The sequence below is a fragment of the Pseudomonas sp. PDM01 genome (assembly GCF_014852325.1).
Lineage (GTDB): Bacteria > Pseudomonadota > Gammaproteobacteria > Pseudomonadales > Pseudomonadaceae > Aquipseudomonas > Aquipseudomonas migulae.
The window spans coordinates 817,620-839,757 of sequence record NZ_JACVBK010000001.1 but is presented as its reverse complement, the minus strand read 5'-3'; the positions used below and the strand labels follow the sequence as shown (position 1 = coordinate 839,757).

Sequence of the window (22,138 nt, the reverse complement as noted above, 5' to 3'; positions counted from 1 at the left end):
ATCATTGCGTCGGAGGACTGTGCACGGCCCAGCGACCTTCTCGAACTCAACAGGAGTTTCAAATGGCGAAGAAACCCAAGGCAGCCACGTTTATCAAGGACCCGCTCTGGTACAAGGATGCGGTGATCTACCAGGTTCACGTTAAGTCTTTTTTCGACTCCAACAACGACGGAATCGGCGACTTTCCCGGCCTTATCGCCAAACTCGATTACATTGCCGACCTCGGCGTCAACACCATCTGGCTTCTGCCGTTTTACCCGTCGCCACGACGCGATGACGGTTACGACATTGCCGAATACCGCGGCGTGCACCCCGATTACGGCACCATGGCCGACGCCAAACGCTTTATCTCTGAAGCGCACAAACGTGGCTTGCGGGTGATTACCGAACTGGTCATCAATCACACCTCGGACCAGCACGCGTGGTTCCAGCGTGCGCGCAAAGCCAAGCCCGGCTCGGCTGCGCGGGACTTTTACGTGTGGTCCGATGACGATCAAAAATACGACGGTACCCGCATCATTTTTCTCGACACCGAGAAATCCAACTGGACCTGGGACCCGGTCGCCGGTCAGTACTTCTGGCACCGCTTCTACTCCCACCAGCCGGACCTGAACTTCGATAACCCGCAGGTCATGAAAGCCGTGCTCTCGGTCATGCGCTATTGGCTGGACATGGGCATCGACGGTTTGCGTCTGGATGCGATTCCGTACCTCATCGAGCGCGACGGCACCAATAACGAAAACCTGCCCGAGACCCATGACGTCCTCAAGCAGATCCGTGCCGAAATCGACGCCAATTATCCCGACCGCATGCTGCTGGCCGAGGCCAACCAATGGCCGGAAGACACCCAGTTGTACTTCGGTGAAACCGATAAAAAAGGCCTGAACGGTGACGAATGCCACATGGCGTTCCACTTCCCGCTGATGCCGCGAATGTACATGGCGCTGGCCCAGGAAGACCGTTTCCCGATCACCGACATTCTGCGTCAAACCCCGGAAATCCCGGCCAACTGTCAGTGGGCGATTTTCCTGCGCAACCACGATGAGCTGACCCTGGAAATGGTCACCGACAAGGAGCGCGATTACCTGTGGAATTACTACGCCGCCGACCGTCGAGCGCGGATCAACCTGGGGATTCGCCGTCGCCTGGCGCCGCTGATGGAGCGTGATCGTCGTCGCGTGGAATTGCTCAATAGCCTGTTGCTGTCGATGCCCGGCACACCGACGCTGTATTACGGCGATGAAATCGGCATGGGCGACAACATCTACCTCGGCGACCGCGATGGCGTGCGCACGCCGATGCAATGGTCGATCGACCGTAACGGCGGGTTTTCCCGCGCCGACCCGGCGAGCCTGGTGCTGCCGCCGATCATGGACCCGCAATACGGCTACCTGTCGGTCAACGTCGAAACCCAGGCCGGCGACCCGCATTCGCTGCTGAACTGGACCCGCCGCATGCTCGCGGTGCGCAAGCAGTCCAAAGCCTTCGGTCGTGGCACCCTGAAAATGCTGTCGCCGAGCAACCGCCGGATTTTGGCCTACACCCGTGAATTCACCGGCGCCGACGGCAAGCACGAAATCATCCTGTGCGTGGCCAACGTGTCCCGCAGCGCGCAAGCGGCAGAGCTCGACCTGTCGGCCTACGTCGGCATGGTGCCGGTGGAGATGCTCGGCGGGAATGCGTTCCCACCGATTGGTCAGCTGAATTTTCTCCTGACCCTGGCACCGTACGGTTTCTATTGGTTTGTGCTGGCGGCAGAAAACCAAATGCCGAGCTGGCACGTCGAGCCGGCGCAAAGCCTGCCGGATTTCACCACGCTGGTGCTGAAAAAACGCATGGAGGAACTGCTCGAAGCGCCGTCCCGTGGCACGTTGGAGCAGAGCATCTTGCCAAGCTGGTTGCAGAACCGGCGTTGGTTCGCCGGCAAAGACGCAGCCATCGACAAGGTCAACCTGGCCTACGGCGTGCGTTTCGGTGATGCGCAGCATCCGGTGCTGTTGAGTGAAATCGAAGTCACCAGCGGCGGCCAGACCAGTCGTTACCAGTTGCCGTTCGGCTTTATTGCGGACGATCAGGTCGGGCCGGCATTGCCGCAGCAACTGGCGTTGTCGCGCGTGCGACGCGGACCGCAGGTGGGTTTGATCACCGATGCCTTCAGCCTCGAACACTTCATCCGCGCCGTGCTGTCAGCCATGCAGGACAACACGGTGTTGCCTTCCGATGGCGGCGAAATCCGTTTCGAGCCGACTGCCGCACTGGCCGGCCTGGGGCTGACGGCGGAATCGGAAGTGCGTTACCTGTCCGCCGAGCAGTCCAACAGTTCGGTGGTAGTGGGCAAAACCATGGTGCTGAAGCTGATCCGCAAGATCGCCTCGGGCGTGCACCCGGAACTGGAAATGAGCGCGTACCTGACCAACGCAGGCTTTGCCAATATCTCGCCGCTGCTGGGCTCGGTGGTTCGCCGCGACGCCAAGGGCGAAGACAACCTGCTGATGATCGCCCAAGGCTATTTGAGCAATCAGGGCGATGCGTGGGAATGGACGCAGAACAACCTCGAACGGGCGCTGCGTGATGAACTGGCCGACGCGATGTCCGAGCAGGAACAGCATTACAACGCCCTCGGCGAGTTGAAAGACTTCGCCGCTATGCTCGGTCAGCGCCTGGGTGAAATGCACCTGGTGCTGGCGGCGTCTACCGACGACCCGGACTTCGCCCCGCACGTCACCACGCAAAAAGACGCCCTGGCCTCGGCCAAGGATGTCGCGGCGCAACTGGAGCACGCGCTGAAGTTGCTCAAGCACCATCAAAGCGAACTGGACCCGGCGGACAAAACCCTGGTCAGCCGTTTACTGGACAACAAAAAAGCCATCCTCGGCCATGTCCAGGAACTGGGTAAAAAAGCAGTCGGTGGTCTGCGGATTCGCGTCCACGGCGACTTGCACCTCGGGCAGGTGCTGGTGATCAAGGGGGATGCGTACCTGATCGACTTCGAAGGTGAACCGGCGCGGCCACTGGCCGAACGGCGCGGCAAACACAGCCCCTACAAGGATGTCAGCGGCGTGTTGCGTTCCTTCGACTACGCTGCGGCGATGACGATCAACGTGCACAACGCCGATCACACCACCGATGTGCAGGCGGCTCGCCAGCGTGTCGCCGATCGCTATTTAAGTGAAGCGCGACAGGCATTTGTCGACGCTTATCGGCTGGCGGCAGCTAGTCTTGCTCATGCGTGGCAAGATCCGGAAGGCGAGGACGCCGCGCTGGCGTTGTTCAGTCTGGAGAAAGCGGCGTATGAGGTGGCCTATGAGGCAGAGAATCGGCCCACCTGGTTGCCCGTGCCCTTGCACGGTTTATATGGATTATTGAGTGGGCTTAAACCCTTTTCCGATCTTGGTGGAGAGTAGTCATGAGTTTCTCGAACAAGGAACAGGGTCACGCTAGAGAGGCGTTACTGCCCAGGTCCCGGGACATCGATGCGCTGGTACGCGCTGAACATCACGACCCCTTTGCAATCCTCGGCCCCCATGGCGATGGTGCTGGCGGGCAATTTATTCGGGCTTATCTACCTGACGCGCTGAGCGTGCAGGTGCTGGCCAAGGACTCCGGCGAAGAACTCGGCAGCCTGGAGGCCACCCAGACGCCGGGGTTGTTTGTCGGGCATTTCGAGCACGCGCAGCCGTACGTGCTGCGCACCCGTTGGGCCGGCGGTGAACAGGTGTCCGAGGACCCTTACAGCTTTGGCCCGTTGCTCGGTGAAATGGACTTGTACCTGTTCGCCGAGGGTAATCACCGCGACTTGAGCAGTTGCCTCGGTGCGCAGCTGAAAAACGTCGACGGTGTCGACGGCGTGCGTTTTGCCGTGTGGGCACCCAACGCCAGGCGGGTGTCGGTGGTCGGCGATTTCAATAACTGGGATGGCCGCCGGCACCCGATGCGCTCGCGTCACCCGACCGGTGTCTGGGAAGTGTTCATCCCGCGCATGCAGGCAGGCGAGGCTTACAAGTACGAGATCCTCGGTGCCCACGGCATTCTGCCGCTCAAGGCCGATCCGATGGCCCTGGCCACCGCGCTGCCACCGGACACCGCGTCGAAAGTCGCCTCACCCCTGAGCATCGAGTGGCAGGATCACGCGTGGATGCAGGCACGCGTCGAGCGTTCACAACCGAGCGCGCCGCTGTCGATCTACGAATTGCACGCCGGCTCCTGGCAGTGCGAACTGGACGATCTGGGCGAAGTCGCGCGCCAGTACACCTGGCACGAACTGGGTGAACGGTTGATCCCGTACGTGAAAGATCTGGGCTTCACCCACATTGAGCTGATGCCGATCATGGAGCACCCGTTCGGCGGTTCGTGGGGCTATCAACTGCTCTCGCAATTCGCCCCGAGCGCACGCTACGGTTCACCGGATGACTTCGCCGCGTTCGTCAACGCCTGTCACCTGGCCGACATCGGCGTCATCCTCGATTGGGTGCCGGCGCATTTCCCGACCGATGTCCACGGCCTGGCGCAATTCGACGGCACCGCACTGTACGAATACGGCAACCCGCTGGAAGGTTTCCACCAGGATTGGGACACGCTGATCTACAACCTTGGCCGCACCGAAGTGCACGGTTACATGCTGGCGTCGGGGTTGCACTGGCTCAAGCATTTCCATGTCGATGGCCTGCGCGTCGACGCGGTGGCGTCGATGCTGTATCGCGATTACTCGCGCAAGGCCGGCGAATGGGTGCCGAACCGTCACGGCGGGCGGGAGAACCTTGAAGCGATCGACTTCCTGCGTCACCTCAACGACGTGGTCAACCTCGAAGCCCCTGGCGCACTGGTGATCGCCGAAGAATCCACCGCGTGGCCAGGCGTGAGCCAGAGCACGCAACAGGGCGGCCTGGGTTTCGATTACAAATGGAACATGGGCTGGATGCACGATTCGCTGCATTACATCCAGCAGGATCCGGTGTACCGCGCGCATCATCACAACGAACTGAGTTTCGGCCTGGTATACGCCTGGTCCGAGCGCTTCATCCTGCCGATCTCCCACGACGAAGTGGTCCACGGCAAACACTCGCTGATCGACAAAATGCCCGGCGACCGCTGGCAGAAATTCGCCAACCTGCGTGCGTACCTGAGCTTCATGTGGGCGCATCCGGGCAAGAAGCTGTTGTTCATGGGCTGCGAGTTTGGCCAGTGGCGCGAGTGGGATCATGATCAGCAGCTGGATTGGTACTTGCTGCAGTACCCGGAACACCAAGGTGTGAAGACATTGGTCGGTGACCTGAATCGGCTGTACCGCGAAGAACCGGCGCTGCATGAGCAGGACGACGTGCCGCAAGGGTTCCAGTGGCTGATTGGCGATGACGCGATCAACAGCGTTTACGCGTTCCTGCGCTGGAGCAAGGACGGTCGGCCGGTGCTGGTGGTGGCCAACTTTACGCCGGTGCCGCGCCAGGCTTATCGCATTGGCGTACCGTTTGCGGGGCGCTGGACTGAGGTGATCAACAGCGATGCAGCGACGTATGCCGGGTCGAATTACGGGAACAGCGGCGGGGCGTCTACCGAGGAAGAGGCGAGCCATGGGCAGGCGCTTTCCTTGGTGCTGAATTTACCGCCGTTGGCGGTGTTGATGTTGAGGCCGGAGGGTTGATCTAAAAACGCGTCGCTGCCATTCGCCGGCAAGCCGGTCTCGCTCCCACAGGGGTCATGCTGTACCTGTGGGAGCAGCGGTGCGACGACCCGACTTGCCCGCGATGTTGTCAGCCGGGACAACGCATTTCTTGAAAACCGACGCTCACCAGCGCATCCGCACGCCAAGGCTGCCAATCAGCCCATTCAAATCATTTTCATCCACGCTGCTGCTGTAATCCGCGCTGACATACAGGCTCACGGCGGGAGTCACTCTGGCCACCAGGCCCAAACCCACTTCGACTGTCGATGAATAGCGGCTGGTGCTTATCTTGTCGACCTGATCCAGGGTCACGGTATTGCCGGTGTACACCGTGTGCCACAAGTTGGTCCGCACATACGGTTCGACCCCGAGGCCGTTGATGTCGTAACTACCTTTCAACCGTGCACCGACCCGACCGCTCCAGGATGTCAGGTCGCTGGACGAAGCGTTGCCGGAACCGGCGTACGGGGTGTCCAGGGTGATGCGCTGATTGATCAACTGAGCCTGGGGTTCGACCACCCAGTTGTCGCCCAGACCAATCGGAAAGCCGCCTTCCACCGAGAAGGTGACTGCGCTGCCTTCGGTGGCTTGTCGGGCTCCCTGTTCATTACGACTGAAGCCGTTGACCCGACCGCCACTGGCCGTCAAGTCGACGTGCCAGCCCTGTGGGCCGGTCAGGCTCCAGTAGGCGCCGAGGCTCTGGCCTTGCAGGTTGAGGGTGTCGGTGTTGGGGTCGGCAAGGGCGCGACTGGTCAGCAGGCCGTTGCTGTTGCCTTGAAACTGGCTCATCCCGCCGATCAGCCCGACCTGCTGGGTATGGCCGCTACCGCTTTGCAGGGTGAGGATCGCCGGGCCTTTGAATTCGTTGGCGCCAGGAATGCTGAATCCCTGGGACAGATAATCGGTTTGTGCCTGACGCGATACCTGTCCATAGAGCTGATCCCAGGCCGAGGGCGCAGCGTCTTCGATGGTCAGGTGTGAACTTCGCAGATCAGGGTTGGCGCTGAAGCGGCCGGGGTAGTTGGTAGCGAGCGAGGGCAAGGTGAGCACCGGGACCTCCTGGTCATACCAGGGGGTTGTTTCTTCCTCGGCAGGCGAGGCCTGCACTTCCATGGATGAACACAGCAAGAGTGAACTCGACACTGTGCAAAAAGTAACTTTGATCTCTTGTGGGGTGAATGAAGTTTTCATGGAGGTCTACCTTGCAGTCGCATGTGGTATCTCGCTCTGGCGTCTCTCCTACCCCTGATTGAGGGGCGACCGAATGGACTGGGGCAAGCCGCTGGCGGCCCGTTTTGACGGGTGTCTGGGGGCTGCTCCGGGTGGTACTTCCGGGGGTAGTAACGTCAAGTCAAGAAGACCGATGGCGTCGCGTCAAGAAAATGAACGATAAGCGGTATGTCTAATTTAGCCGTTGCAACTGATTGTTTTTTGGCGCTTATCTAAGTTCTTGTTTGTACGAAAAATCATCGTGAAAGTATTGTTCCAGAGGCGTTTGAGCAGCCGACGGTCGGTAAGAAAGTCGATGTGAGCGGCGAGATTCACGGTCGCATCCCTTAGAACATTACTGTCAATATCAATGATGCCTGACGGATCATGCCTGAAACACTAAAGACGCACTTCCACCGCCAACGGCAAATGATCCGACAGATGCGTCCACGGCTTGCTGCCCAATATCCGCGGCTCATGGCTGCTGGCATTGCGCAGATAGATCCGGTCCAGGCGCAGTAACGGAAACCGTGCCGGATAGGTTTTTGCCGGGCGACCATGGTGGCGCTCGAAGGCTTCGTGCAGGTAGTCGTGGCGGGCGAGGGCGGCGTTGCCTTGTAGCTGCCAGTCGTTGAAGTCGCCGGCGATGATCACCGGTGCATCGTCGGGTAAAGACTCAAGCAGTTGGCAGAGTAACTGGAGCTGCAACTGACGATGACTTTCCAGCAGGCTCAGGTGTACGCAAATCGCGTGGACTTCGGCGTGGCCCGGTACGTCGAGCAGGCAATGCAGCAGACCTCGGCGTTCGGGACCGGTGATCGAGACGTCGAGGTTGCGGTATTCGCGGATCGGGTATTTTGACAGCAGCGCGTTACCGTGGTGACCGTTGGGGTAGACCGCATTGCGGCCGTAGGCGAAATCGCTCCACATGCTGTCGGCCAGGAACTCGTATTGCGAGGTCTGCGGCCAGTTGTTGAGGCGGGAAGAATGGCGTTCGTGTTCACCGACGACTTCCTGCAGGAACACCAGGTCGGCGGACGTACTGCGTACCGCTTCACGCAGTTCCGGGAGGATGAAACGTCGGTTTAGCGCGGTGAAGCCCTTGTGGGTGTTGACCGTCAGCACTCTGAGTCGATTAATCGCCGGCGGCGTGTTCAATGGCGTCGATTCGACGGTCTGGCGCTTGGAATCACTGGTCACTTTGACTCCTCTGAATCAGGCTGGCTTATGTATGCGACTGATGCGGGGGCGGGCAGTTCAGTTTGAGCATGCGCTGCGGTCCGACTTGCCGGTGATGGCGTCTTCAAGATTAGCGCAAGGTTCAAGGGCCCCATCGCCAGCAAGCCGGCTCCTACAGGGGCGGGGGTAAATTCAAACCTGTGATCGACACAACCTTGTAGGAGCTGGCTTGCCGGCGATGGCGCCCGCAAGATCAGTGCAAGGTTCAAGGGCCTCATCGCCAGCAAGCTGGCTCCTACAGGGGTGGGGGCAATTTCGAGCGGGTGATCGACACAACCTTGTAGGAGCTGGCTTGCCAGCGATGGCGTCTTCAAGATTAGTGCAAGGTTCAAGGGCCTCATCGCCAGCAAGCTGGCTCCTACAGGGGCGGGGGCAAATTCAAACCTGTGATCGACACAACCTTGTAGGAGCCGGCTTGCCGGCGATGGCGTCCGCAAGATTAGCGCAAGGTTCAAGGGCCTCATCGCCGGCAAGCTGGCTCCTACAGGGGTGGGGTCAACTTTAAACCTGTGATCGACACAACCTTGTAGGAGCTGGCTTGCCGGCGATGGCGTCTTCAAGATTAGCGCAAGGTTCGAGGGCCTCATCGCCAGCAAGCTGGCTCCTACAGGGGCGGGGGCAAATTCAAACCTGTGATCGACACAACCTTGTAGGAGCTGGCTTGCCAGCGATGGCGTCTTCAAGATTAGTGCAAGGTTCAAGGGCCTCATCGCCGGCAAGCTGGCTCCTGCAGGGGGTGTTGGTTTAGACGAAGACGATTTCATAGGGCAACCGCATGCGTTCCAGCAGCACCCGGGGCAGCAGCGGGGCGATACCGATGGCGGGTTCGCCGTCGAGCTGGCTGGCGTAGGCGTGGGTGGCGTGGCTTTTGCGCGCGACGGTCCAGGTGTCGAGGCGAACCTTGCGGGCACGGTGCCACGGGATCAGCCCTCGATCACGCGAGGGCCAATGCCACGCCCAGACGGGCACTTCGTTGAACGCAGCACCGACCGAGGCGGCGGCTTTGGCACTGGCGCGGCCGACGACGTCGTGGTCGACATTGCCGTCCTCGCTCCAGGTGCTGAACACCACATCACCAGGCCGCAAGTACCGCGCGATGAATTGAGTCAACTGAAGTTCGCGCTCAGCCAGGGCGTTGTCGGTGAACCCACCGCGAATCCACTTCAGGCTGTGCATCGGCAAACCGAGGCGGCGCAAGGCTTCGACGCTTTCCTGGGGACGAAACACGCTGAGGCGTTTCTCCGACCACTGCTGTGACCCCGGATGGCTGGCGCTGCCGTCGGTGATCGAGATCAATTGCAGGGGATGGCCCAGAGCGCTGAGTAATTGCAGCAGTCCGCCGCAGGTCACGACTTCATCGCCGGGATGCGGCGCGATCACCACGGCGCGGGCGCCGGGCGGGACCAGGGTCTGGGTGTTGATGACGGGAATGTTGTCGAGCTGAGGCGCGTTGTTCCAGATCTGTGCAGTAAGGCTGCTGTCGCTGATGGAAACGGATTTCATCGGGCTACGTCCTTGTTCTAATTGATAGCAATGTGCCGCTCTCCGAACCCTGGATTGCTGCGAGCAGAGTATTGCTCAAGTCACGCTATTCGTCGCGTCGATGTTCCCACCGGTGCATATTTTTCTCCGGGCTGTGCCAGGTCGCGCAATTATCGCTGGAGTCGCTCCAGTGTCCGTCTGCTGCCTGGCCATGTAGAAACGCCCGTAGTTTCATTTCACTCTTCTTCCTCACGCTGCAATTCGAACAGCAGCAGCGAACGGCCGGTGACCGAATATTCGTGGCCGAACTCAAAGCGCTCCTGACCGCGGATCGATGGCTGATTGGTGTCGACCATGCAGGTCCAGAACCTGCCATCCGGCACTTGCGGCAAGGTGAAGTTGACGATGTCGTGGTGCGCGTTGACCACCAGTAGCAAGGTGGCATCACCGCCCTTGCGGCGAATCCCGGTTTCCTGGGCTCGGCCATCGAGTAACATGCCGAGGCATTTGCCGTGGGATTCCTCCCATTGTTCGGTGCTCATCTCGCTGCCATCCGGCGCCAGCCAGGTGACGTCCTTGACGCCGATGTCCTCGTTGTAATTGCCCACCAGGAAGCGCCCGCGTCGCAGGATCGGGTAGGCCAGGCGCAACTTGATCAGGCGTTTGACGAACTTCAGCAACGCCTTGCCATCTTCGCTCAGGTCCCAATTGACCCAGCCGATTTCACTGTCCTGGCAATAGGCATTGTTGTTGCCGTCCTGGGTGCGGGCGAACTCGTCACCGGCCACCAGCATCGGCGTGCCCTGGGACAGCAGCAGGGTGGCGAAGAAGTTGCGCATCTGCCGCTGGCGGAGCGCGTTGATCTCCGGGTCATCAGTCGGGCCTTCGACGCCGTGGTTCCAGGACAGGTTGTTGTTGCTGCCGTCCTGGTTGTTCTCGTCGTTGGCTTCGTTGTGTTTTTCGTTGTACGACACCAGGTCGTTGAGGGTGAAGCCGTCGTGAGCGGTGACGAAGTTCACTGACGCGTAGGGCCGCCGACCACGCTGATTGAACATTTCACCGGAGGCAGTCATCCGGCTGGCGAAGTCAGCGAGTTGGCCGTCGTCGCCTTTCCAGAACGCGCGCACGGTGTCGCGGAATTTGTCGTTCCATTCAACCCAGCCCGGTGGAAAGCGACCGACCTGATAGCCACCGGGACCAATGTCCCACGGCTCGGCAATCATTTTCACCTGGCGCAATACAGGGTCCTGGCGGCAGGCAACGAGAAAGCTGTGACGTTCATCGAAACCGTCGTGGTAGCGCCCGAGAATGGTCGCCAGGTCGAAGCGGAACCCGTCCACGTGCATTTCCGACGCCCAGTAACGCAGGGAGTCGGTGACCATTTGCAGCACGCACGGGTGACTCAGGTCCAGGGTGTTGCCGGTGCCGGAATCGTTGATGTAGAAGCGCTTGTCGTCGGGCATCAAGCGGTAATACGAGGCGTTGTCGATGCCGCGCATCGACAGGGTGGGGCCCTGTTCGTTGCCCTCGGCGGTGTGGTTGTACACCACGTCGAGAATCACCTCCAGATTGGCTTCGTGCAGGTGCGCGACCATTTCCTTGAACTCGGCGATCTTGCCGCTGGCCAGGTAGCGCGGGTCCGGCGCAAAAAACGCGATGCTGTTGTAGCCCCAGTAATTGGTCATGCCTTTGTGCAACAAGTGCTGGTCATTCACGAACGCGTGAATCGGCAGCAATTCCACGGTCGATACGCCGAGCTTGCGGATGTGTTCCAGCATGTCATCGACCATCAACCCGGCGAAGGTGCCACGCACGCTCTCGGGGACAGACGGGTGACGCATGCTGAAGCCGCGCACGTGAGTTTCGTAAATGATCGTTTTGTCCCACGGCACGCTGACGCGGTGGTCGTGGCCCCAGGTGTGCGCCGGGTCGATCACCTTGCATTTCGGTACAAACGGCGCGCTGTCGCGTTCGTCAAAACTGAGGTCGGCGTCGGGGTGGCCGATGGTGTAGCCGAACAGCGCTTCGGACCATTTCAACTGGCCGACCAGTTGTTTGGCGTAGGGGTCGATCAACAGTTTGTTGTGATTGAAGCGATGCCCGTTGGCCGGGTCATACGGGCCATAAACACGGTAGCCATAGATCAGCCCCGGATGAGCGTCGGGGAGGTAGCCGTGGTAGATCTCGTCGGTGTATTCCGGCAGTTCGATGCGCTCCAGTTCAACTTCGCCGGCGTCATCGAAGATGCACAGTTCAACCCTGGTTGCGTTGGCGGAGAACAAGGCGAAGTTGACCCCCAGACCATCCCAGGTGGCGCCCAGCGGGAAGGGCAGGCCTTCCCGGATTCGCGAAGCCTCGGCCTGAGGTTCTGGCGCGGCTTTTTTTGGACTGGTCATAGATGCTCCTGCAATTGGGGGAATCCCCTGTAGGAGCGAGGCTTGCCCGCGAAGACGGCGTGTCAGTCGATTCGAATGTTGATTGACACACCGCCTTCGCGGGCAAGCCTCGCTCCTACAGGTTTATCGGGGGCGAACGCGCCCACGGTGGCGAGAGGTCGCTCGCCACAAGGTCAGTCAGGACAATGCCGGGAAGCGTCAGACCGCAGGCGGTTTACGCGCTGCGCGAGGTTTCTTCTCGGTGGATTTTTCCCCGGGCGGGATCACCTTTGCCGCAGCGGCGGGTTTCGCCTTGGCTTTGGTTTTCGGCTCGCCAGCCTTGCCGTTGGCGGTTTTGCTGACGGCAGGCTTGGTGCCTGCCGCTTTGCTGCCGGCTGCCTTGGGCGATTTGCTGGGGGCCAGGGCTTCGGCTTCTGCCAGTTTTCGAGCCATCTCCCAGTGCCGGGCTTCATGGCCCTCGGGTTTTCCTTCCGATTCCCAGATCTGATAGGCAAATTCGCGGATGCGTTTATCGTCGGTACTCATCGCTATGCTCCTGAACTGAACTCAAAGTTTTGGATAAAGAGATTGACCGGGAAATCCCCCAGCGCGGCGCCAATTATCAGCTCCTTGTGTTCTGTGACTGCGACGCTGGAAAAAAGTCCCTTCAGATTTTCGGCAGGGGTGGTAAACGGTAATTTGACTCGCGTATCGCCCCACTGCGGCGCGCCGACATGGGGTATGGCACTGTTTTTCAGCAGGCCTGCACAGCGTATCGGGACGATCACGATGGCCTGCTTCTGGTTGTACGAGCGCGCAAATGCCAGCACTCGGTGTGCCTCGCAGCCGACCACTTCCAGCGCTTGATACGTCCCGCGTTGAAACAGCTCGGCCTGTTGGGCGCGCAGGCTTAATGTGCGCGCGATCAGGGTTTGTTTGATGCGTCCGTCACGCCAGTTGGCCAGCAGTTCCGGCAGTTCCGGCGGACGTTGCATGGCGTGTTGGCGACTCGCGTAATCCACCGGGCGACGGTTGTCCGGATCGACCAGCGAGAAGTCCCAGTACTCGTTGCCTTGGTAAAGGTCCGCAATGCCCGGCACAGTCATGCGCAGCAAGGTTTGCGCCAATCCGTTGAGTGCGCCGGGGGCGGCGATGGACGTCACGGCTTTGCTCAGGGCTGCGCGCAGCAGCTCGGCTTCGGGGCTTAGCAGCAGACGTTCGATGAACGCCTGGGTCGCACGTTCATACGCATCGTTCGGCGCGCTCCAGCTGCTTTGCAGCTTGGCTTCACGCAAGGCTTTCTGCTGCCACTGCCAGAGACGTTTGACGTAGTCCTCGAGCGCGGGCCGATCGTCGACGCGCAGTTCCAGCGGCCAACTGCCGAGAATCGTCTGATACAGAATCAATTCATCACCCGCCGACGGCATCGCATCGTCGGCGCGCACCGGCCGGGCCAGTGTCTGCCAGAGCGGCACCTGCTCGGCGAACCACGCGCTGCGCTCGCTCAACACCGCCAGCCTGGCGCGGGTGTCTTCGCCGCGTTTGTGGTCGTGGGTCGCGGTGGCCAGCAGGTTGTCGGGGAATTCTTCGAGACGATTGAGGCACGCGGCATGGAAGTCAGCCACCGGTGCACTGAATTGTTCTGTGTTGAACCCCACGTCATTGCGCGACAGCAAAACCGCCGAGCGATAAAACGCGGTGTCCTCGACGGCCTTCGCCGCTGCCGGTGAAGTCAGTTGCTGAAAACGCACGCAGGCATGCTTGAGCATCTTGCGCGGACGGCCCACCGGGCGTTTGCGCCAGGGTTCGCCGCCCAGCCATCGGGCCAGGCAATCGAGTACCGGCCAATCGGCTTCGCTGAGGTTTTGCCGCGCGCCGTCCATGGCTTGCTGAAAAAAACCACCGTCCTCAGCGGAACGCCCACAAGGGCTGATGTAGGTGCGATACACCGGGAAGTGCACGATCAGTTCCTGCAACGCCCGACGAATCGCGCCGAGGGTCAGGTCGCGGGTCATCACATCATCCCGGGCCACTTGCAGCAGCGCCTGGGCGACACTTTCGAAGTCGCCGGCAAGCGAACCGTTGAGAATTTGCTGGCGGGCCAGGTGTGCTTCCTGACGGAAATCGGCGGGCCGTTCGCTGTAGCGGTTCCACAATTCGCCGAGGGTTTTCTCACCAGCGGGATCATGTTGCAGCAAGGACACCTGGTTCATGAATTCATAACCGGTGGTGCCATCCACCGACCAGTCACGGTGCAGGGTTTCACCTTCACCGAGAATCTTCTCGACGTAGATCGGCAGGTGTCGGCCCGGCGTCAGGCTGTCGACCCGGCGTCGCAGTTTGCGGCAATAACCGCGTGGATCGGCGAGGCCATCGATGTGGTCGATGCGCAGGCCGTCGATCAGGCCCTCGGCGACCAGTTCGAAGATTTTTGCGTGAGTGGCTTCGAACACCGCCGGGCGCTCCACACGCAGACCTCCCAGTTCATTGACATCGAAAAAGCGCCGCCAGTTGATGTCATCCGCCGCCGTGCGCCAACTGGCGAGGCGATAGCTTTGACGTTCCAGCAACTGATGCAGGCGCTGGAAACCGTCCGGCGTGAGCGAATCGTAGGCTTGCAGGTTCTGCTCGATGACTTGAAGCAGGGCCGGGTCGCTGGCCAGTTCGCGCAGCTCGTCTTTCAACGGTTTCGCCAAGCGGTGGGCGTCAGTCTGGTAACTCAAGGTGCTGAAGCGGTCGGCCAGTGACTTGAATCGCTCGGTATCGTCCTTGAGCAATTCGCCGTAGTCCATCGGGCAAATCGGGAAGTGATGATCGTAGTGTTCGACGTAAAAAGCACCGTGCTGCGCATCGAAGCGCAAGGGCAGGGTGCCGTCCTGCAACGCCACGCCATAGTCGCTGCCGAGAAATGGCAGCAAGAGCTGACCCTCCATCAACGGATCGGGCGAATGCCATTGGATGTCGAAAAATTCGCCGTACGGGCTCAAACGGCCCCATTCCAGCAAGTCCAGCCACCAGGGATTATCGCCGCCACCGACGGCCATGTGGTTGGAGACAATGTCGAGGATCAGCCCCATGTTCTGCTCACGCAACGCGCTGACCAAACGGCGCAACGCCGCTTCGCCGCCCAGTTCCGGGTTGACCGTGCCCGGGTCCACCACGTCATAGCCGTGCATGGAACCTGCGCGTGCGCTCAGCAGCGGCGAGGCGTAGACATGACTGATGCCGAGGCGCGAGAAATAGGGCACCAGCGGCACCGCATCGTCCAGCGTGAAGCCCTTATGAAACTGCAAACGCAGGGTCGCGCGTGGTTGATTCATCGGTCACGCTCGGCCGCCTGAAGCCGCGCGCAGGCAAGCAATTCCAGACGTCGGGCAGCGTCCAGGTCATCGAGCAAGGCTTCGCTGGCACCGGGCAAGCGGCGCGACCAATTCGGATGGGTGTCGATGGTGCCGGGCAGGTTGGCCTGCTGTTCGATGCCTAGGGCATCCTCCAGCGGCAGCAACACCAGCGGCGCGCGGGTATGGCCGAGGAAGCGGATGGCTGCGTCGAGTATCTGATCGGTCTCATGGGACTCTTCGCGGAAGTTCTGCGGGTCCTGGCTCAACGCCCGGCGCAGGCCTTCACGCTCGCGTTCGCGGTGACGGCGCCACTCGATTTCACCCGTGGCGTCGACCAGGCCCAATCGGGCATTCCAGTCGATATCGTGGCCATGCCACCAGCCGTTGAGCGTCGGTAAATCGTGGGTGCTGGTGGTGGCCAGTGCGTTGTCCGGCCAGTCGAGGATCGGCTTGAAGTGTGTGTTGTCCTGCTCGAACAGCAACACGCGCATGCCGAGAATCGAACGGGCGATGAGTTTTTCCCGCAGGCCGTCTTCCACTGTCCCGAGATCTTCGCCGAGGACGATGGCTTGATGCCGATGGGATTCCAGGGTCAGCAGGCGCAGCAGATCGTCCACCGGGTAATACAGATAAGCGCCATCGGCGGGTGACGCGCCGTTGGGGATCACCCACAGCCGTTGCAGGCCCATGACGTGATCGATGCGCAGGCCACCGGCATGGGCGAAGTTGGCCCGGAGCATTTCGATGAACGCACGAAATCCGTGACGCACCAGGCCTTCGGGCGAGAAAGCGGAAATCCCCCAGCCCTGCCCGGTGCGATTAAGAATGTCCGGCGGCGCACCCACCGTCAGCGAGGCGAGCAATTCGTCCTGGCGACTCCAGGCCTGGCTGCCGCCGCCGTCGGCACCGACCGCGAGGTCAGCGATCAGGCCAATGCTCATGCCGCTACTGCGCGCAGCGGATTGTGCGCGCTCCAGGCAACGGGTAATCAACCACTGGCAGAAGGCGAAGAAGCCGATGCGCCCGGCGTTCTCTTCGGCAAATTCAGCCAGCGCAGCACTGCGCGGGTCGCGCCATTGCTCGGGCCACTCGCGCCAGTCGAGGTTTTCACCTTTGGCGGCACGGGCCTCCTGAATGGCTTCGAAACGGCAGTGGTTCTCCAGCGCTTCGCCAGCCGCGTGGCGGAAGCTGCTGAAGTCGGCGTGCAACGGGTGTTCGCCCTGGACAAAACCTTCGTACAACGCCTGCAACAAACGGTGCTTGGCGTCGGCCGCCACAGGCCAGTCAACCAGCGGCTGTTGTTCCAGATGCTTGAGCTCGGCGGCGAGCCCGGTGGCGTCAATCGCCGTGCGCATCGCTCGTTCGCCAAGTATCGCGCCGGGTGCTGCGTACAGGCTGTTGAGGAACAGGCGGCTGGACGGCGAATAAGGGCTATAGCGCTGGGTGTCGCTGCTGAACATCGCGTGCAGCGGACTGATCGCCAGCGCTTCGGCGCCACGCTCACCGGCAACGCGGGCCAGGTCTTCCAGCGCCTGGGTGTCGCCAAAACCGCCATCGCCGGGACGGCGCAGCGAGTACAGCTGCACGCTCAGCCCCCAGGCGCGAGGGATCGGGCTGTCGACCGCATCGCTGACGCTGTAGCAACGTGCCGGCGCCACGGCCAGCGTAAAGGATTGGCCGTCGATCGTGACGTGCTGATAACCGACGGGAATCAGGCCGGGCAACATCGCCTGGGCATCCAGTTTCAGGTTTAACCGCGATCCGTCCTCAAGGTGGATCTCGCAGGGGGTCTGCGGCTCAAAATAATGCGCGAGGCTGAGGCCCACGCCAACGTCCGCGGTCAGCAGCGGCGGCAGATGCCGGGTTTGTTGCACTTGCTGCAATTCTTGCAGGCTGGCATCGATCTCCTGGGCGCTGCCGGCCGGATGGCCGAGCCCGGTCAGGACATTGCGTAACACCGATGGCGCGACTTTTTGTGGGCGGCCGTTGGCATCGATCCAGTCGACGGCCAGGCCAGCTCGGCTGGCCAGTATTTCCAATTGCGCATCGCTCATGGGCGCTCTCCATCCGGGGGTAGCAAAGGGGCTGCGGTCGTGAGGCTGACTAGCGCGCAATACGGGGCAAGGGTGCCCTGATTCAGCAGGTCGGCGGACTTCGGCGGGTGTTCGAACAACAACGAAGTGCCGGCCTGTGGGGAGTGGACCACCGGCTTGTCGCTGAGGTTCAGGTCAATGCGCAGCAGGCTGCCATCGCCCAGTTGCCAGCGTGCGCTCACCGCGCCCGGCGCCAGTACCTCGGCACCCAGCGGGTGTGCACCGGGCAGGCGCGCGATGATCTGCTCGTGGCGGATTTTCAGCAGTTGGCGATACAGCGTGTAAATGGCCGATTGCCCGCTCGCCGTCAGATTCGGTCGTGAGTCTTCGAAGGTCTGCTGCGCGTTCGGGTCGGGAATCTGTTCACGCTTGGCCGGATCGGAAAATGCATCGAACGCGCAAAATTCGTTACGCCGACCTTCGCGAACGAGTTCCGCCAGTTCGCCGTGATGGCTGGTGAAAAACAGGAACGGTTGCTCGGCGGCAAACTCGTCGCCCATGAACATCAGCGGGATCATCGGCGATAACAGCAACAACGCCGTCGCGGCTTTCAAGGCGTCGGGGTGGGCGAGTTGGTGCAGCCGTTCGCCGAATGCGCGATTGCCGATCTGGTCATGGTTCTGCAAGAACAGCACGAACGCCGTGGGCGGCAAATGACCGCTGGGCTCGCCGCGGGCTTCGCCGTGGCGGTTGGTGTGGCCCTGGAATACGAAGCCCTGGCTCAGGCAGCGCGCCAACTGTTCGGTAGGGTTGTCGGCATAGTCGGCGTAATAGGCCTCGGTTTCACCGGTCAGCAGCACGTGCAAGGCGTTGTGGCCGTCGTCGTTCCACTGCGCGTCGTAACCTTCCTGCAGCAGGCTGGCCTGGTTGTGTTCGTTTTCGACTGTCAGCCACACGTGGCGCGCCGGGTCGATTTGCTGCCGGATGCGTTGCGCCAATTCCTGTAGAAAGTCCGGGCTTTTGATCGCGTGCACCGCGTCGAAGCGCAAACCGTCAAAGCGGTATTCCAGCAACCACATCAACGCATTGTCGATAAAAAAGTCGCGCACCTCGCGTCGCCGGAAGTCGATGGCCGCGCCCCAAGGCGTGTGCTTGTCTTCATTGAAGAAGGCCTTGGCGTAGCGATGCAGGTAATTGCCGTCCGGGCCGAAGTGGTTGTAGACCACATCGAGCATCACCGCCAGACCATGGCCGTGGGCGCTGTCGATCAGGTGCTTGAGTTGCTCGGGCGTGCCATAGGAGGCTTGGGGCGCGTAGGGCAGAACCCCGTCGTAGCCCCAATTGCGATCACCGGGGAACTGCGCCAGCGGCATCAGTTCGATGGCGGTAATGCCCAGTCCGGCAAGCCGCGCCAGGTGCTGCTCGACCTCGACGAAACCGCCGAGCGCACCGACGTGCAACTCGTAGATCACCGCCTCGTTCCAGGGCCGCCCCAGCCAGTCGCGGTGTCGCCACGTGTAGGCGAGGGGATCGACCACCACGCTGTGCCGGTGAATGTCACCGGCCTGAGCGCGGGAGGCCGGGTCGGGCACCTCGAGTTCGCCATCAATGTTGTAGCGGTAACGCGTGCCCGCAGGACAGCGCGTCTTGATCACGAACCAGCCATCGGCCTGAGGCAGCAACGGCAAGGACTGTCCATCTTCCAGTTCGACACTGACAAAAAAAGCATCCGGCGCCCACAAGGCAAAACGCGTGTGCTCTGCGTCCAGCATGATTGCGCCGTGGGGCCAGGTCTCAAGGGTCCGTAACGGCATCGTTGAAAACCTCTTACTGTTTGTTCGATTTCCCCAGCGCTTTAGCCACCAGCTGTTCGTAGAGTTCGGCGTAGGGTTCGACGGCTTTGCACCAGTTGAACGGTGCGGCCATGGCCCGGCAACGCATGGCATTGAGCAAGCCAGGAAAGGCGAACACCTTGAAGGCTCGACTCAGGGCTTCCTGATAGCTCTCGACCGTGGATTCGTCGAACAGGAAACCGGTCACGCCATTTTCGATGGTGTCGGCCAGGCCGCCGGTGTTGCGTGCCACCGGCAACGAACCAAAACGCTGGGCGTACATCTGGCTCAAGCCGCACGGTTCATAACGCGAGGGCATCAGCAGGAAATCGCTGCCGGCGAACATGCGGCGGGCGTCGGTTTCGTTGAAGCCGATGCGCACGCCGATCTGCCCTGGAAAGCGCAGTGCCAGTTCACGCATTGCCTGTTCTTCTTCCGGCTCGCCGCGCCCGATGATCGCGATCTGGCCACCGGATTTGACGATGTACTCGGACACGGCTTCCGTCAGGTCCAGGCCTTTCTGATAGACCAGGCGCGAGACCACGGCGAACAGCGGACCTTCGGAGTCGTCCAGCCCGAACAGCTCGCGCACGTGCGCCGCGTTGACCGCTTTGCCTTCCCAGTCACCGATGCTGAACGGACGGAACAGGTGGCTGTCAGTGGCGGCGTCCCAGCTCTCATCGATGCCATTGGGAATCCCGCTGAGCAGGCCTTGCTGGGTCTTGGCGGCGAGAAAACCGTCGAGGCCGCAGCCGAAGGCCGGCGTGGTGATTTCCTGGGCGTAGGTGGCGCTGACGGTGGTGATGTGGCTCGAATAAGCCATGCCGGCCTTGAGGAACGACATCTTGCCGTAAAACTCCATGCCTTCCTGTTGCAGGGCATGCGCGGGAATGCCTAGCTCGGGGCACGACCCCAGGCTGGTCACGCCTTGATAAGCGAGGTTGTGAATGGTGAACAGCGTCGGCGTGCGTTGACCGCGCCAGTGCATGTAGGCGGGGGCCAGGCCGGCGGGCCAGTCATGGGCGTGCACCAGGTCCGGGCACCAGTGGATTTGCGCGAGGTTGGCGGCGATGTCGGCAGCCGCCAGGCCCAGGCGGGCGAAACGAATATGGTTGTCCGGCCAGTCGCGGCCGTTGTTGGCGCCGTAAGGTGAACCTTCGCGCTCGTAGAGTTCAGGGCAGATCAACACGTAAATGACCAGGCCGTCAGGCATGTCCATGCGCCCGATCTTGCAGGCAGGCAGCGCGGCATGACCGCCGAGCTCACCAATAATGTGGATCGGGTTTTCGCTGTGCAGCACTTGCGGGTAACCGGGGATCAGCACACGCACATCGTGCAATTTCGCCATGGCCCGGGGCAGCGCCGCGGAAACGTCACCCAGACCGCCGGTCTTCACCAGGTCGGCGATTTCCGAGGTCACAAACAACACTTTCTTTCTGTTGGGATTCTGACTGACCACCGGCGTCAACGTCTTGGTACCCGTGACGTTGATCGATTGGGCACTTGGGGCGCTCACGGCGCTCACGGCGCTCACGGCGCTCGTTTCGCCGACCTGCTGATGAGCACGTTCTCCCTGGATATCTAATGCCGTACTGATCATATGAATCTCCCGTGTTGTTGATCTAATTCTAGGTCTGGCAAACGGTGTTTCGTGGCCAAATCCTGTGGCCGGGCGCAAACGCGCTACGCATCGGTGAGCAAACGCTGCCCATGCGTTAAAGCAGAATGGCTGGAGTGGCCGTTGCAAGGATTGCACCAGTCGCAACGCACCTACCTTTCAGAGGACCGGCCACAAATGGCAAAAGTTTCGATTTTTTTGACACTTTGTGACCGACCGGTTTTGCCCCGCGAAAAGGAGTCTAGGCCAGAACTTAGAGCGGTGAAGGCCAGTTGGCAAAATTGTTCGACAATCGGTTCAAAGCGGTACGGACGTACCGGATAGGCAGCCAAACGCCCCGACGAAGGGCGTGTTTTTTCGCGATTCGGCCCCAAAAAGTAACCTGGCAGTCACACGAATGTGCGAGGGCGATTACGGCTGCGCACTGTTGTGGTGCGTTCGCAGGTCCCGCTTTTGGCCGAACCGCTGCCTTACTGCGGCGCGGGTTGCCTTGTTATAGTTCGGGCCTCATTTTTTGCCCGGTAAAGGATCACTGCCATGTCTCAGTACACTGCGTTCACCGTCGAACTGGCCGATAAAATTGCCCATGTGCAGATCAATCGTCCGGAAAAGATCAACTCGATGAACGCCGCGTTCTGGAGCGAGATCATTGAGATCTTCCAGTGGATCGATGACACCGACGAAGTCCGGGTGGTGGTGCTCAGCGGCGCCGGCAAACATTTTTCCTCCGGTATCGACCTGATGATGCTGGCCGGCGTGGCCAATGAGCTGGGCAAGGACGTCGGCCGCAATGCGCGCCTGCTGCGCCGCAAGATCCTCGCGCTGCAAGCGTCCTTCAATGCCGTCGACAACTGCCGCAAGCCGGTGCTGGCAGCAATCCAGGGTTATTGCCTGGGTGGCGCGATCGACCTGATTGCCGCCTGCGACATGCGTTATGCCGCCGAAGACGCGCAATTCTCGATCAAGGAAATCGACATCGGCATGGCCGCCGACGTTGGCACCTTGCAACGCTTGCCGCGGATCATCGGTGACGGCATGCTGCGTGAACTGGCTTACACTGGTCGCTCGTTTGGCGCCGAGGAAGCGCGCAGTATCGGCCTGGTCAATCGCGTCTACAGCGACGCCGCCAGCCTGCTCGACGGTGTCATGGGCATTGCCCGGGACATCGCCGGCAAGTCGCCGATTGCGATCACCGGCACCAAAGAGATGATCAGCTACATGCGTGACCATCGCATTGACGACGGCCTTGAATACGTCGCTACCTGGAACGCCGCCATGCTGCAATCCACTGACTTGCGCGTGGCCATGGCCGCCCATATGAGCAAACAGAAACCCGAATTTCTGGATTGA

The 22,138-nt window shown here is 61.0% G+C and carries 12 protein-coding genes; 3 read left to right on the top strand and 9 right to left on the bottom strand.

Annotated elements, in window-relative coordinates:
- Positions 1–62 precede the first annotated feature (62 nt).
- Both treS and glgB read left to right on the top strand, forming a co-directional pair.
- Positions 63–3,404: a maltose alpha-D-glucosyltransferase gene (treS, locus tag IB246_RS03795; RefSeq protein ID WP_008041050.1), complete on the top strand. Its 3,342-nt coding sequence runs from the start codon at positions 63–65 to the stop codon at positions 3,402–3,404.
- Positions 3,405–3,406: 2 nt separating this feature from the next.
- Complete coding sequence (gene glgB, locus IB246_RS03790; protein WP_008035616.1) at positions 3,407–5,638, top strand: 1,4-alpha-glucan branching protein GlgB; 2,232 nt, start codon at positions 3,407–3,409, stop codon at positions 5,636–5,638.
- 144 nt (positions 5,639–5,782) lie between these two features.
- Here the strand turns inward: glgB and IB246_RS03785 are convergent, their stop codons facing one another.
- From IB246_RS03785 to glgA, 9 genes are all read right to left on the bottom strand, one after another.
- On the bottom strand, positions 5,783–6,850 hold the full coding sequence (locus IB246_RS03785) for an autotransporter outer membrane beta-barrel domain-containing protein (RefSeq protein ID WP_008041049.1): 1,068 nt from the start codon (positions 6,848–6,850) through the stop codon (positions 5,783–5,785).
- 417 nt (positions 6,851–7,267) lie between these two features.
- Positions 7,268–8,068 (bottom strand): endonuclease/exonuclease/phosphatase family protein, encoded by an 801-nt coding sequence (locus tag IB246_RS03780; RefSeq protein ID WP_008041048.1) that lies wholly within the window; start codon positions 8,066–8,068, stop codon positions 7,268–7,270.
- A 783-nt stretch (positions 8,069–8,851) separates the two neighbouring features.
- Positions 8,852–9,610 carry a PIG-L deacetylase family protein gene (locus IB246_RS03775; protein ID WP_192227257.1) on the bottom strand — a complete coding sequence of 253 codons (759 nt, stop codon included), beginning with the start codon at positions 9,608–9,610 and terminating at the stop codon, positions 8,852–8,854.
- 215 nt (positions 9,611–9,825) lie between these two features.
- Positions 9,826–11,985, bottom strand: a complete 2,160-nt coding sequence (gene glgX, locus IB246_RS03770) for a glycogen debranching protein GlgX (RefSeq protein WP_008044002.1) — start codon at positions 11,983–11,985, stop codon at positions 9,826–9,828.
- Positions 11,986–12,183: 198 nt separating this feature from the next.
- Positions 12,184–12,510, bottom strand: a complete 327-nt coding sequence (locus tag IB246_RS03765) for a DUF2934 domain-containing protein (RefSeq protein WP_008038331.1) — start codon at positions 12,508–12,510, stop codon at positions 12,184–12,186.
- A 2-nt stretch (positions 12,511–12,512) separates the two neighbouring features.
- Complete coding sequence (locus tag IB246_RS03760) at positions 12,513–15,284, bottom strand: malto-oligosyltrehalose synthase (RefSeq protein WP_008038332.1); 2,772 nt, start codon at positions 15,282–15,284, stop codon at positions 12,513–12,515.
- A complete protein-coding gene (gene malQ / locus IB246_RS03755) occupies positions 15,281–17,359 on the bottom strand; it encodes a 4-alpha-glucanotransferase (protein ID WP_008038334.1) in 2,079 nt (692 codons plus the stop codon). The genes IB246_RS03760 and malQ overlap by 4 nt, the downstream gene beginning before the upstream one ends.
- Positions 17,356–19,152: a malto-oligosyltrehalose trehalohydrolase gene (gene treZ, locus IB246_RS03750; protein ID WP_008038336.1), complete on the bottom strand. Its 1,797-nt coding sequence runs from the start codon at positions 19,150–19,152 to the stop codon at positions 17,356–17,358. The genes malQ and treZ overlap by 4 nt, the downstream gene beginning before the upstream one ends.
- A gap of 13 nt (positions 19,153–19,165) precedes the next feature.
- Positions 19,166–20,770 carry a glycogen synthase GlgA gene (glgA, locus tag IB246_RS03745; RefSeq protein WP_008038338.1) on the bottom strand — a complete coding sequence of 535 codons (1,605 nt, stop codon included), beginning with the start codon at positions 20,768–20,770 and terminating at the stop codon, positions 19,166–19,168.
- Between the two features lie 555 nt (positions 20,771–21,325).
- On the opposite strand from glgA, the gene IB246_RS03740 reads away from it, so the two are divergent.
- Positions 21,326–22,138, top strand: a complete 813-nt coding sequence (locus IB246_RS03740) for a crotonase/enoyl-CoA hydratase family protein (protein WP_008026262.1) — start codon at positions 21,326–21,328, stop codon at positions 22,136–22,138.